The following is a 13,451-nucleotide window of genomic DNA, read 5'->3' on the forward strand; positions in this document are numbered from 1 at the left end:
TATCCTATTTGTTGTTGCTCTAAGCATACTTCAAAGAAGAGAGTAGCATCGCCAATTTGTCCACGCCTTCTCGTAGCGGCTTGTCCAACATGGGTTTGACAAACATATTGAGTTCAGCCTTGAGCATGACCGTCAATTTCGTATTGCCGGGTGTAGCTTCGTCAAGTTGTATGTGGGCATCGAGCGGAATAGGCGAGCGATCGGCCTCGAATCGGATCAAGTTATCGGGTTTACGCTCTGCAATTCTGAGGGTGATCTGGCCTACAGGATTGATAGTGAGCGTGCAACTGTCACTATCAACAGCTGTGAGATTGACTTTTCCTTCGGGCAACATCTCGGCCAAGGCATTGAGATTGGATAGATCCGACAGCTTGGCATAGACCGCTGACCGGGGTGCTGCTATACTTTTTGCTTCACTTACGTATTCTGCCATACTGGTATGATTATTTTGTCAGTGACCTAATTAGAGACCCCAAGTCTCGGGACTTTTGCGCCAGTCACGGAGCAATTCGACATTGATGGCAGAGATATATCCGGTACGCAATGCCTCTTCAATCACCTGATCATAGTCTGTCAGAGTGACGAGCTTCACACCTGCTTTTGCAAAGTTCTCCTCAGCCATGGGGAATCCGTGGGTATAAACGGCTACCATACCCAGCACTTCACATCCGAAATTGCGAATCGCTTCAGCGGCTTTGAGGCTGCTACCACCGGTAGAAATGAGGTCTTCGATAATCACCACTTTTGCGTTAGGCTTGAGTTCTCCCTCTACCAAGTTTTCCAATCCGTGATCCTTAGGCGACGAGCGCACGTACGCAAACGGCACACCCAAGAGGTCAGCTACCAAAGCTCCTTGAGCAATGGCTCCTGTGGCTACGCCTGCAATGGCTTCGACCTCACCGAAAGTTTCGGAGATGACGCGTGCCAGCTCCATCTTGATAAGGGAACGAATCCCGGGATAAGACAGCGTCTTTCTGTTGTCGCAGTAGATAGGTGCCTTCCAGCCCGAAGCCCATGTGAAAGGATTCTGTGGCTGTAGTTTGATCGCCTTTACTTCGATTAGCTTCGAGGCGATGAGTTTTCCTAATTTTTCCATTGTTTATTTTGAATATTGTCTTTGTCAGATGTTACACAAGAATAGGGAAAAAGCTCAGAGCGATCCTGTGTACACAGCACTAACCTCCAAGCCGATAAAAGAATCAAGAACGGGCATAGTCCTCATAGTCCAATGTGAAACGATCCATATCCATCCAGGCGGGAAATTTCTCGCGGAAGCGATGCATCGACTCCTTGTCGAGCGTAGCACAAAGCGTCTCTTCCAGCTCCGGAGTGCACGCCTGCATGACTTCGCCTCGCGGAGAGAGGATAACCGAATCACCTGTATAGTGGAGACCTATACCATCTTCCCCCACTCGATTGGCCCCACAGACATAGGCATAGTTCTCCATGGCGCGAGCACGAAGGAGTGTCTGCCACACGGTGCGGCGCGGCGCGGGCCAGTTGGCCATGCAGACCAGCAGGTCGTACTCCAAATCTGTATTGGCGCACCATACGGGGAAGCGCAGATCATAACAGGGGATAATGAAGATCTTCCACCCCTTGTAAGTGATAATACGCCGCTCTTCGGCCGGTGTCATAACTTCATGCTCCCCTCCCACACGGAAAAGATGTCGCTTGTCCTGATGGAAAACCTCGCCTTGCGGTGTCACGAAGTAAGCACGGTTGTAGAACTTCCCAGCCTCACTCACGGCCATTGTAGCCGAGAGTGCCATATTGTATTGTGCAGCTATTCGTCTTACTACCGTGATGGTTTCGCCCTCTTCGAATGGTTCGGCAAAAGACTGTACATTCATGGAGAATCCCGTTGTCATCATTTCAGGAAAGAAAAGGACATCAGTCGTTCCTGCCATTTCGGCGGCCAAGCGTTCCACACGCTGCAGATTGGCATGCTTGTCTTCCCAGTCGATCCGGCACTGAGCCATTGCTATCCTGAGCCGCGGGACGTCTGTCTGTATTGTCATGATTCCAATTCTGCAAATTTGTGGGGAAAGCGAGCTTGTGACGCACTGTATCGGCTTCTGATGTAAGCGATGTCGGCTTCTTCGTCTCCCGTCGGATGGAACACTTCGATGATGCGCAATTCTTTGCGCGAATAGTCAATAACCGCCAATTCGATGGGTACTCCAGCCCCCAGAGCTATGCGGTAGAACCCCGTCTTCCAGTGAGTCACTCGCCCACGAGTCCCCTCCGGAGTGATGGCTATGCTGCAAGAGGAAGACTTGCGTATATACTCTTGCAACTGTTCTACCGTAGAAGTGCGTTGCGAACGATAAACAGGAATCCCCCCCATCGCGCGAAACAAAACTCCCAGAGGGAAGAAAAACCACTCTTTCTTCATCAAGAAGCCGGCTTTGCGCCCGACTGCCCAATAATAGAGTTTGCCCATGAGAAAATCGTAGTTACTCGTATGTGGAGCAACGCAGATGATACTTTTGGGCGGAGCCTCTCCCGGGATGACAGATGTCCAACCCATCATCCTAAGTAATAATTGAGAAAAAAACTTCAAAACACTCTCGTCCTGCTATGGGGCATACTGTGCCGAACCGGTTACTCTGCCGAAGCGCACTGAGATATGAGAGCTACGATCTCGGCTAACTCCTTCTTGAAATTGTCGATGAGCTGACGATAATACTTCTTGACCAAGGCGGGTGTATGCTTTCCATCGCTGCAACGCACCTTGGCTATAGTGTCGTCTTGAAGTTGTAGGATACGATTGATAATGGTATCTACCTCTGCTTGTTTTTCTTCTTTGACAAAGAGCTGGAGAAGGAATGCATCGGTAAACACTTCGGAGACCGCTCCTGCGATCTGCTTTTTCAGTTTTCTTTCACTTGCCATATGATCGATGATCTTTGAGTTAGTGGCTATAATACTTTGTATAGGTACAAATATACGCAAGAAATACCTCACCTCGTTCGTTTTGCAAGCACAAACAACATCAGTCATCACTCCTCATCATATGTCATCCATCATAGCTGAGGGACTAAAGAAAGACACAATGCACTCACATACAACACTGTGCAGTCCTATCCGAAAGACAGCATAGGCACAAAAAAAATCTCGCATATGGTGCCAAAAAACATGGCGCCAAAAGTTTTTTGAAATGGCGCCATTTCAAAAAAAAATATGCACCAAATCGAAAAAATTTAGGCGCATAAAACTCAGGAATTTGGCGCGTACTTCTGCCCAAAATTGGCACATCTTTCCATAACGACACCTCTCCCTTTCTTGAGAACATAATCGGGAGCTAATCAAAACAAATCTATACCTTTGGCTTGTTTTCTTGTCGACGATGAGACCAAGAGGTCCCCGTCGAGACAAAAAGCCATATATAATTAAGGTATGATCATTCAGAAGAAAAGCAACACAATAGTCTGGAAAGACATATTTACCTGCGTTGAACTGCCTGCACCACTCAAACGTGCGGAAGAGTTGGCGTACAACCTGTGGTGGACATGGAATCCGGCTGCCACCAATCTCTTTGAACGGATGGATCCGGACCTCTGGTTCGAGACGGATGGCAACCCGGTGAAGCTACTCCGTTCGCTCTCCCTCAACCGCATTGATGCGCTCCTGCGTGATGCAGCGTGGATGCAGAACTTGGATGAGGTGTACATGGCTTGGCAAGCCTATATGTCGGCCCCAACTGACTCCTCACGCCCGAGCGTGGCCTACTTTAGTATGGAGTACGGACTCAGCCACGTGCTCAAGATATACTCTGGTGGCCTGGGCGTATTGGCCGGCGATTACCTCAAAGAAGCCAGTGACAGCAATGTGCCACTCACAGCAGTGGGCTTCCTGTACCGATATGGCTACTTTGACCAGCGCATCAGTGTGGACGGTCAACAGCTCGCCACCTACGAAGCACAGGACTTCAACCTCCTGCCCATACAGGCTGTCACCGACGAGGGCGGACATCCATTAGTATTCGAAGTGCCCTTCTCTGACCGCACCGTTTACTGCCATGTGTGGCGGGTGCAGGTGGGACGCATCAGTCTCTATCTCATGGACACGGATCTGGAGAAGAACAACCTGTCCGATCGTCAGATCACGCACAATCTCTACGGTGGCAACTGGGAGAACCGAATGAAGCAAGAGTATCTGCTCGGTATCGGTGGCATACTCCTGCTACAGCATCTCGGTATCAGCAAGGAGATCTATCACATGAACGAAGGGCATGCCGCACTCATCAGTGCACAGCGTCTGGCTGACTATGTGGAGCAAAAGGGCTTACCCTTCGACGTAGCTCTCGAGGTCGTTCGTTCCTCCTCGCTCTACACCGTGCATACGCCGGTACCCGCAGGACACGACTACTTCGACGAAGAGTTGCTGGGACGCTATATGGGACACTTCCCTCACAGGCTGGGCATCAGTTGGCAAGAGTTCATCGATATGGGACGGACGACACCGGGCTCTTCGGAGAAGTTCTCCATGAGTGTCTTCGCTCTCAATACCTGTCAAGAGGCCAACGGTGTAAGCTATCTACACGGAGTGGTCTCGCGAAGTATGTTTGCACCCGTGTGGCCGGGCTTCTTTGCCGAGGAGTTGCACGTAGGGCATGTGACCAACGGCGTCCATCTCCCCACATGGGCTTCTCCCGAGAGTCAAGCTTTCTACAAGAAACACCTCGGCACAGACTACGTCAGTCGGCAGGCAGACGAATCAACATGGGCAGCCATCGAGCATATTCCGTCCGACGAAATCTGGCAGTTGCGTTCGCAGCTCAAAGAGAATCTGCTCCATTACATTACACATGACTACCGGAAGCGTTGGCTTCGTGCCAATGACGGCTCCGCAAACCTGCCCGAAGGGTTGGACTGCATAGGACTGAATACGCTCCTTATCGGGTTCGCCCGCCGCTTCGCCACGTACAAGCGTGCTCACCTACTCTTTACCGATCTTGACAGGCTTTCGCGTCTGGTCAATCATCCGGATCGTCCCGTTCGTTTCCTCTTTGCCGGCAAAGCACATCCGGCCGATGGTGGTGGTCAAGGACTCATCAAGCATATCACCGAGATTAGTCGCCGTCCCGAATTTGAAGGAAAGATCATTTTCTTAGAGAACTACGACATGCATCTGGCCTCCAAACTGATCGCCGGTGTGGATGTGTGGCTCAATACACCGACACGTCCGCTCGAAGCATCGGGCACTTCAGGCGAGAAAGCCGAGATGAACGGTGTGCTCAACTTCTCAGTACTGGACGGCTGGTGGTACGAAGGCTACCGCCCCAATGCCGGATGGGCACTGACAGACAAGACTACATACCGCGACCAGCAGATGCAAGACAGGCTGGATGCTCATACGATATACGACATGCTGGAACGCGAAATCATCCCGCTCTATTACGACAAGGAGGGTAAGAGCTATTCCGAAGGGTGGATACACCACATTCGGAACTCCATGATGTACATAGCTCCACACTTCACGATGCGGAGAATGATGGACGACTACTACGATCATTTTTACAAACCACTCTCACAACGCCAGCAGGCTGTCAGTGCATCTTCCTACGCCATGGCTTCGGAAATCGTGGAGTGGAAGAAACAGACTGCTGCTCATTGGGATGAAATGCAGATCCTTCGTGTCAATGCTTCCGGCTTCGAATTACGCACAACGAACACGGATGTGATACAGTCTCTCGAAGTGGAAATCGACCGCGGCGGCCTGACAGCCGGACTCAAAGTGGAGCTAATAGTTGCGTCAGATGACAATCAGGGAGGACTCACCCTCGCCCAAAGCATACCACTTGAACTCGTAGAACAATCGGCTGACAGTCGTTGGCAGAAATACCATGTGGACTGTCGTCTGAAAAATCCGGGGATACATCGCGTTGCCATACGTGTTACCCCGCACTCAGCTTTGCTCCCGCATCAAATGGACTTTGCCTATGTGCGGTGGGCTGCGCTGTAACAGGAAAGAAAAAGGATATCCAATTCTAACCTATATAATATGTATCGCAAGTTTCTCATCGCGACCGGACTGACGCTCATGCTCGGTACGATCACTACGCTCGCGGCCTCATGCAGCCGTCAGGCTAAGACCTCACCTATCCCGTCAGACAGCATTGCGCAAAATGACGTGGAGGCGGAGCCGGAACTCGCCTTCCCACTCCCCAACATTCCATTGTCCCTAACGACACCACAAGAGCGTGCCTCTTATTTCGTCAAGCACTATTGGGATGAGTTCAACTTCACGGACTCTTCCTATCTGGCCAAGCCACAAAACATGGAGGTCAGCGTAGCTAACTTTCTCGGAGTGGCTATAGCTCTACCTCTGGGTGAAGCTAAACCATCCATCCTCCTCCCTATCGAAAATTCCTCAGGGGGGATGTTGGAGCTTTTCCTCAGATTATATAAAAAGTATCTCTACGATCCTAATTCACCGATATTGAATGAGGAATACTACATCCCCGTCGTAGAGTCTGCACTCAAATCACCTAAGGTTTCCTACGCCGAGCGCGTGCGCTTGAAAGAACGCTACGAACTAATGCTGCGAAATCGCGTGGGAAAGAAAGCAGAGGACTTCGTATACGAACTTGGCAATGGTAGCTTGCACCGTCTGAGCACACGATTTACTCCTCATACCATGCTCGTCTTCTACGAACCAGGGTGTCATACATGCGCCGCATTACTACAGCAACTGCAAAACGACGAGCAGTTCCGTTCATGGAGCGAAACCAAGCAATTAGATATCCTCTTCATATATCCCGATGGAGACAAGACAACTTGGCAAGCAGGCTTGTCCGAATTCCCGGCATTCATCGAGGCAGGAATTAACAGTGATGGCAGCATAGTGAGCAAACAGCTTTACGACATCAAGGCTACGCCGACCATCTATCTGCTTGACAAACACGGGTATGTACTCCAAAAAGATGCCCGTATCGAGGTTATAAAGGAATACCTAAACGAAAAAAAATAATGCTCTACTCTCTTCTTTTTGCCCAAAAGAAGAACTGAATAAACATATCAAACGAAGCTTTGTTATAGTCGAAAGCAGACATAATCGGGCGGGCTACAATCGGTAGCGAAAGCTGCTTCTCAGTAGTTTTATTCGTATTGTTTCCGTCTGATATACAATAAAAAAAGCTATCTGGAAGGATGTCCAATGACTCCTTGGAGTGAAATTTTTGAGCGAATAATTTGGTTATTCAAAGGAATGAACTACATTTGTGTAGCGAAATAGGCTATTGGTAAACGTATAATAATACACTTAGAAAAGTAAAACTATGAAGGTAAAGTACTTAATGCTCTCTTTAGCAGGAGCTATTGCACTCAATGCAAGTGCACAGGAGAATACTGTACCGGCAACGGGTCAGTTACCCGCAAAGAACGTCGCTTTTGCTCGTAATGGCGGCAATTACTTTGTAACACTGCAAGGCGGTGTTGCAGCACAGTTCTTGAATGACAATGACAACAAGGATCTCTTAGATCGCTTGGGTGCCATTGGTTCTCTCTCAATCGGAAAGTATCACAATCCGTTCTTCGCGACACGTCTCCAATTGAATGGCGGACATGCGCACACATTCTTAGGCAACAACGGTGAGCAAGAAATCCATTCAAACTTTGCCGCTGCTCACTTTGATTTCATGTTTGACATGGTTAACTATTTCTCGTCTTATCGCGAGAATCGCTTCTTCCATTTCATCCCTTGGGTGGGCGTTGGCTACCAGCACAAATTCCTCGGAAACGAGTGGAGCAAAAACAACGTTGAGTCACTGACTGCAAACGTCGGTGTAATGATGGGCTTTAGATTAGGAAAGCGCGTTGACTTCGTTATTGAAGCTCAAGCAGCTCACTCCAACCTCAATCTGAGTCGCGCGTTCAACCACAAGCCCAACCCCGTGATCAACGATCCAGCAGGACGTTATTATAACGGTTTTCAGGGTATGGCCACTGCAGGTCTCAACTTCCGCTTAGGCAAAGTTGGCTTCGATGCTGTAGAGCCTATGGACTACGAACTGATCAACGACCTGAATGGTCAGATCAATCGTCTGCGTCGTGAAGTAGAAGAACTCTCAAAGCGTCCTGTTTCATGTCCAGAATGTCCAGATGTTACTCCCGTAACTGTGACAGAAAACAAACTCACGGATAAGGCTGTACTCTTCCGCTTCGACAGCGATGTAGTAGACAAAGACCAGCTCATCAATCTGTACGACGTTGCTCAGTTCGTAAAGGAAACGAAAGAGCCGATCACAGTAGTAGGTTACGCTGATCCGACGGGTGCTTCGCAGTACAACCAGAATTTGTCAGAGCGTCGCGCTAAGGCTGTTGTTGAAGTTCTGACAGGTAAGTATGGTGTGCCTTCCGAATTGATCTCTGTAGAATGGAAGGGTGACTCTACGCAACCGTTCAGCAAAAAAGCTTGGAACCGCGTTGTAATCGTTCGCTCCAAGTAATTCGCCTGAAACATTTGTTGGATAATATAAAATGACATACAGATATGAAAGCTAAATCTTTATTTATAGCGCTTGTGGGTCTCGCATGCACTTTCGGTGCAACTGCCCAAGAAGTGACTTCGCAGAACAAAGCAGGAAAGAACACCACTTTCCAACGCGATAAAGCATCTGATCATTGGTTCATTGACATTGCAGGAGGTGCAGGAATGCCTCTCTCTGGCTGGAACAACAACATCGATCTCATGGATCGTATCAGCATTGTTCCGACCTTAGCTTTTGGTAAATGGCATGAGCCCTACTTTGCAACTCGTCTCCAATTCACTGGTTTCGACATTTACGGATATACAAACGGGAGTACTGACCGTTATCACAACTACTTTGGCAATGCTCACTTCGACTTCATGTTTGACATGATGAACTATTTCGGAACATATCGTCCCAACCGTGTCTTCCACCTCATTCCTTGGGTAGGTATCGGCTTTGGATATAAATTCCATAGCGCTGATTCTGACGGTAATAAGATAGGAAGCAAAGATGATATTTCTGGAACAGTTAATGCCGGTTTGATGATTAAGTTCCGCCTTTCAAGAGTTGTGGACTTCAATATTGAAGGTCAGGCTTTTGCTTCTAAGATGAACTTTATCGGAACCAAGACTGGCAAAGCAGACTTCCCTGCAATGGCTACAGCAGGTCTTACGTTTAATCTTGGCAAGACAGAATGGACAGAAGTTATTCCGATGGACTATGCTTTGGTTAACGACCTCAACAACCAGATCAACGCTCTCCGTGCGCAGGCAGAAGAGCTTAGCCGTCGTCCGGTTTCTTGCCCCGAGTGTCCCGAACCTGTACAGGCTGTTGTTAGCCGCGTAGTAGTTGACAATGTGGTTTACTTCCGTCTCAACAGCGCGAAGATAGATCGCAACCAAGAAATCAACGTATACAACACAGCTGAGTACGCCAAGACTAACAATGCACCGATCAAGATTGTTGGTTACGCAGACGAAAAGACTGGTACAGCTGACTACAACATGAAGCTTTCAGAGCGTCGTGCGAAGGCAGTGGCCAAGATGCTTGAAAAGTATGGCGTATCTGCAGATCGTATCACGATTGATTGGAAGGGATCTTCTGAGCAAATCTATGAAGAAAATGCTTGGAACCGCATCGTAGTAATGTCTGCCGCAGAATAATATTGAGTTTTCCCTACCAATAGACAATGAATCAGGGGCTGCCTCTTCCGAGGCAGCCCCTATTCTTTTCGATAATGACTCGATCAATTTTGAGAAGCTATTCTACTCCCCATAAACTCTACAACATAAAAAGAGCTGGATTTGAGCATTGAGGTATCAATCATTGTCACATTCAGAGGGAAAGAAAAATAGAAGTTAATGTGACGAAGAAGTAAATCGAGTTCATGCTTTAAGGCACAAGTTGCTTTCGCCGGCTTGAGGGGTGAGGAGACGATACAGAGTTTAGCGAAACGATACGAAGTCATCCCGATCAAGATTACAGAGTGGATGCGAGAGTTTGAGGAGAAAGCTACTCAAGCTTTTGAAAAGCCCTCTGACAATGCCAGAGACCTTAAGAAGATAGAGAGTGAGAATAAGCGGCTTTTGCAGAAGCAGGGACAGTTAACAATTGACTGCGATTTTTTTGCGACTGCCACGAGGAAGCAGGACTCAAAGTGAGATAATAGAAATGGAGAGTCAGTGTCCAGCAGGCTTAAGTCGAAGTCGTTTTTGTAAGGATATGAAGCTTAATTGATCTACGCTATATTACAAGCCAAAGGGAGAGTGTGAGGAGGACCTAGGGATGATGCGTATCATTGATGCGTACCACACCGAGCACCCTACAGCAGGAGTTGTACACATGCGTGATATGCTGAGACTAAGAGGTTTATCTGTCGAGCGGTAGGGGCGAGCAAAGAATACGGGCACCTTGAGGCACCTCTCTATCCGAGCAAAGGCAGCGAATTCACAACCATTATCCGTCATTATTGAGTGAAGCTGACCGCGCCGTTTGGCATAGGCTAATCGTCTAATCACGCACTTGCTTAATGACTCTCTGACTTCCTGCCGTCCTTGAAGCAAATTCGGTCTTCCTATCCACATAACGTCAGTATTGCTTCGCTGCCTGATGCCCATATAATTCCATTTCGATGTCCCCTATACGCTCCTTGGCTTCGATAATGGGCAGGCGATCAAGAATACTTTTGCGCCCCTTTATCCCTTATAAAGGATAGATTTGTCCTTGACTGAGGACAGAACTGTCCTTACCTAAGGACAAAACTGCTTTTCTATATAATCGGCATTGGTGTCGCCAACGAACGCTTACGAGAGCATAGGCAATGACGACAATAGGTATAGAGCTTGCCGCCCTGCCATTTGTCCTCGTGAAACCATTTGTAGAGTGTTGTCTTTCCGATCAGCCGACGGGCCACTACCCGCTGGCTACTTCTTTTACTAATCTCTATCGCTCTATATAACAACTGTGTTGCTCTTGAGGGGGAATGTGCAGATCTGAGTAATTTCCGTAATTTTGTGCAACTTACACCAACGAAAAGAATAAGAATATGTTTTCCGGAATCGTAGAAGAATATGCCCAAGTGACGGATCTTCGTCGCGAAAATGACAATCTGCATATAACAATGACGTGCTCTTTTGTTCCCGAACTAAAGATAGACCAGAGCATCGCGCACAATGGCGTATGTCTGACGGTCGTGAGCAAAACGGACACGACCTACACGGTCACCGCCATACGTGAGACACTTGAACGCTCCAACCTCGGCCTCCTGCAGATAGGAGACCTCGTCAATCTGGAGCGAAGCATGATGATGGGTGGCCGCCTTGACGGACACATCGTGCAAGGTCATGTGGATCAAACAGCTGTATGTACTGCTGTAGAAGAAGCGGGAGGCAGCCACTACTATGCCTTCGAATACAAGCTGGACAAGGCGATGGCACAGCAAGGTTATATGACGGTGGAAAAGGGTTCAGTATGCGTGAATGGCGTGAGCTTGACGGTTTGCGATTCTGGCATGAACAGCTTCCGCGTGGCTATTATCCCCTACACGCGTGACCATACGAATTTCTGCCGCATCGTTCCGGGTAGCGTCGTCAACTTGGAATTTGACATTGTGGGGAAATACCTCAGCAAGATGATTCAGTACCAATGATACCGGAGGACTTCTACGCACTCGTCGAGCAAAGACAGAGCGACCGCAAGTTCGACCCCGATCGTACCGTACCGGATGATGTACTACAACGTATCATAGAAGCAGGACGGCTCTCTCCATCGGCATGCAATTCCCAGCCGTGGAGTTTTGTAGTTGTGACCGATCCCGCTACGCGTAACAGGCTGGCCGAAGCCTCCTCTTCCCGTGTGCTGATGATGAATCACTTCACCCGTCAAGCCCCTGTACAAATCATTGTGGTGGAAGAGAAAGCCAATTTCACCGCTACCATAGGCGGTAAGATGAAGGGCATCCACTACGCCAACATAGACCTCGGCATTGCTGCTGCACATATTACCTTGGCTGCAGCAGCCGAAGGACTCGGCAGCTGCATCATCGGTTGGGTCAACGATGCCAAGATTCGCGACATCCTCGGCATTCCGTCGGGGCGTCGTGTGGTCATGAACATTGTACTCGGATACTCGACAGATCCGCACAGGCTCAAGAAACGCAAAGAGACCTCGGAGATCCTACACCGCGAAAAGTGGTGAAGGGAAAAATCTCCACGAAGCTATACCACTATTACAGATCGTTATGTACGACATTCAGAAAATAAGGGAAGACTTCCCCATCCTCCATACCGAGGTTTACGGCAAACCGCTCATCTATCTGGACAATGCTGCGACGACACAGAAGCCAATCGCCGTCTTAGACCAGATAGAGCGTGCTTACCGCACCTTCAATGCCAATATCCATCGCGGCGTACACCACCTAAGCCAAGTAGCCACGGAACAGCACGAGCTGGCACGCAAACGGATAGCACGCTTTATCGGTGCTGAGGATGCCAAGGAGGTACTCTTCACGCGTGGCACCACTGAGGCCATCAATCTGGTGGCTACGTCCTTCGGACAAGCATTCGTCCGAGCAGGAGACGAGATCATCATCAGCACGCTCGAACATCACTCGAACATTGTCCCTTGGCAACTACTCGCCGAACGTACTGGTGCTCAACTACGTGTAATCCGTCTGACCGAGAAAGGCGAACTCGATATGGCGCATTACCGTTCGTTGCTGAACGAACGTACCAAACTCGTTTCGGTAGCACACGTAAGTAATGTACTCGGCACAATCAACCCCATACGTCAAATAACAGATCTGGCTCATACAGCAGGAGTACCTGTGTTGGTAGATGGCGCTCAGGCCATCGCGCACAGTCGGGTAGACGTCCGCGAACTGGGGGCAGACTTCTACACCTTCTCAGGACACAAGGTTTATGCTCCTACGGGCATAGGTGTACTGTATGGCAAAGAAGAATGGTTGGAAAAGATGCCTCCCTACCACGGAGGCGGAGAAATGATTGCCAAGGTTACTTTCGAGAAGACGACATACAACGAACTTCCCTATAAGTTCGAAGCCGGTACGCCGGACTATGTAGGCTCCACGGCCTTGGCTGTTGCACTTGATTATATAGAAGGATTGGGTTTGGAAGCAATAGCCGCACACGAGGACAAATTGCTTCGGATGGCCACTGAAGGCATAAAGGCATTTCCCAATGCCCGCATCATCGGAGAGGCAGAGCATAAAAGTGGTGCACTTTCTTTCTTGATCGGGGACATTCATCCCTACGACCTCGGTATGCTGCTTGACAGACTCGGGATAGCCATCCGCACGGGACACCATTGTGCAGAACCTCTACTCGAAAGCATGGGACTGAATGCTACGGCACGTGCCTCCTTTGCCCTCTATAACACCGAAGAGGAAGTGGAACAATTCCTCCAAGGCCTCAAACGTGTAGTGAGTATGTTTTAAGCTCTTATTTATCTACAC

At 48.9% G+C, this 13,451-nt stretch carries 12 protein-coding genes; 7 read left to right on the forward strand and 5 right to left on the reverse strand.

What is annotated here, in order from left to right:
* Positions 1–19: 19 nt before the first annotated feature.
* From C7382_RS01505 to C7382_RS01525, 5 genes are all read right to left on the reverse strand, one after another.
* Positions 20–433 carry an SRPBCC family protein gene (locus tag C7382_RS01505; protein ID WP_116678558.1) on the reverse strand — a complete coding sequence of 138 codons (414 nt, stop codon included), beginning with the start codon at positions 431–433 and terminating at the stop codon, positions 20–22.
* Positions 434–463: 30 nt separating this feature from the next.
* Positions 464–1,096, reverse strand: a complete 633-nt coding sequence (gene pyrE, locus C7382_RS01510) for an orotate phosphoribosyltransferase (RefSeq protein ID WP_116678559.1) — start codon at positions 1,094–1,096, stop codon at positions 464–466.
* Positions 1,097–1,199: 103 nt separating this feature from the next.
* Entirely contained in the window at positions 1,200–2,021 is an 822-nt protein-coding gene (locus C7382_RS01515) for an amidohydrolase (protein WP_116678560.1), read from the reverse strand.
* On the reverse strand, positions 2,018–2,536 hold the full coding sequence (locus C7382_RS01520) for a 1-acyl-sn-glycerol-3-phosphate acyltransferase (RefSeq protein ID WP_116678561.1): 519 nt from the start codon (positions 2,534–2,536) through the stop codon (positions 2,018–2,020). The genes C7382_RS01515 and C7382_RS01520 overlap by 4 nt, the downstream gene beginning before the upstream one ends.
* Before the next feature lie 71 nt (positions 2,537–2,607).
* Entirely contained in the window at positions 2,608–2,898 is a 291-nt protein-coding gene (locus C7382_RS01525) for a hypothetical protein (RefSeq protein WP_243405619.1), read from the reverse strand.
* Positions 2,899–3,402: 504 nt separating this feature from the next.
* Here C7382_RS01525 and glgP point away from each other — a divergent pair.
* From glgP to C7382_RS01565, 7 genes are all read left to right on the forward strand, one after another.
* Positions 3,403–5,970 carry an alpha-glucan family phosphorylase gene (gene glgP, locus C7382_RS01530; RefSeq protein ID WP_116678562.1) on the forward strand — a complete coding sequence of 856 codons (2,568 nt, stop codon included), beginning with the start codon at positions 3,403–3,405 and terminating at the stop codon, positions 5,968–5,970.
* Positions 5,971–6,009: 39 nt separating this feature from the next.
* Positions 6,010–6,978, forward strand: a complete 969-nt coding sequence (locus C7382_RS01535) for a DUF5106 domain-containing protein (protein WP_116678563.1) — start codon at positions 6,010–6,012, stop codon at positions 6,976–6,978.
* Between the two features lie 307 nt (positions 6,979–7,285).
* A complete protein-coding gene (locus C7382_RS01540; RefSeq protein WP_116678564.1) occupies positions 7,286–8,455 on the forward strand; it encodes an OmpA family protein in 1,170 nt (389 codons plus the stop codon).
* A gap of 44 nt (positions 8,456–8,499) precedes the next feature.
* Positions 8,500–9,642 (forward strand): OmpA family protein, encoded by a 1,143-nt coding sequence (locus C7382_RS01545; protein WP_116678565.1) that lies wholly within the window; start codon positions 8,500–8,502, stop codon positions 9,640–9,642.
* A gap of 1,382 nt (positions 9,643–11,024) precedes the next feature.
* Positions 11,025–11,627 carry a riboflavin synthase gene (locus C7382_RS01555; protein ID WP_116678567.1) on the forward strand — a complete coding sequence of 201 codons (603 nt, stop codon included), beginning with the start codon at positions 11,025–11,027 and terminating at the stop codon, positions 11,625–11,627.
* Positions 11,624–12,175 (forward strand): nitroreductase family protein, encoded by a 552-nt coding sequence (locus tag C7382_RS01560; protein WP_116678568.1) that lies wholly within the window; start codon positions 11,624–11,626, stop codon positions 12,173–12,175. Before C7382_RS01555 ends, C7382_RS01560 begins: the two co-directional genes overlap by 4 nt.
* 43 nt (positions 12,176–12,218) lie before the next feature.
* On the forward strand, positions 12,219–13,433 hold the full coding sequence (locus C7382_RS01565) for a cysteine desulfurase (RefSeq protein ID WP_116678569.1): 1,215 nt from the start codon (positions 12,219–12,221) through the stop codon (positions 13,431–13,433).
* Positions 13,434–13,451 lie beyond the last annotated feature (18 nt).

This window comes from Porphyromonas loveana (assembly GCF_003096695.1).
Lineage (GTDB): Bacteria > Bacteroidota > Bacteroidia > Bacteroidales > Porphyromonadaceae > Porphyromonas > Porphyromonas loveana.

Coding starts and splice junctions, on each gene's coding strand:
- C7382_RS01505 (WP_116678558.1), bottom strand. CDS start 433: ATGGCAGAATACGTAAGTGAAGCAAAAAGTATAGCAGCACCCCGGTCA.
- pyrE (WP_116678559.1), bottom strand. CDS start 1,096: ATGGAAAAATTAGGAAAACTCATCGCCTCGAAGCTAATCGAAGTAAAG.
- C7382_RS01515 (WP_116678560.1), bottom strand. CDS start 2,021: ATGACAATACAGACAGACGTCCCGCGGCTCAGGATAGCAATGGCTCAG.
- C7382_RS01520 (WP_116678561.1), bottom strand. CDS start 2,536: ATGATGGGTTGGACATCTGTCATCCCGGGAGAGGCTCCGCCCAAAAGT.
- C7382_RS01525 (WP_243405619.1), bottom strand. CDS start 2,898: ATGGCAAGTGAAAGAAAACTGAAAAAGCAGATCGCAGGAGCGGTCTCC.
- glgP (WP_116678562.1), top strand. CDS start 3,403: ATGATCATTCAGAAGAAAAGCAACACAATAGTCTGGAAAGACATATTT.
- C7382_RS01535 (WP_116678563.1), top strand. CDS start 6,010: ATGTATCGCAAGTTTCTCATCGCGACCGGACTGACGCTCATGCTCGGT.
- C7382_RS01540 (WP_116678564.1), top strand. CDS start 7,286: ATGAAGGTAAAGTACTTAATGCTCTCTTTAGCAGGAGCTATTGCACTC.
- C7382_RS01545 (WP_116678565.1), top strand. CDS start 8,500: ATGAAAGCTAAATCTTTATTTATAGCGCTTGTGGGTCTCGCATGCACT.
- C7382_RS01555 (WP_116678567.1), top strand. CDS start 11,025: ATGTTTTCCGGAATCGTAGAAGAATATGCCCAAGTGACGGATCTTCGT.
- C7382_RS01560 (WP_116678568.1), top strand. CDS start 11,624: ATGATACCGGAGGACTTCTACGCACTCGTCGAGCAAAGACAGAGCGAC.
- C7382_RS01565 (WP_116678569.1), top strand. CDS start 12,219: ATGTACGACATTCAGAAAATAAGGGAAGACTTCCCCATCCTCCATACC.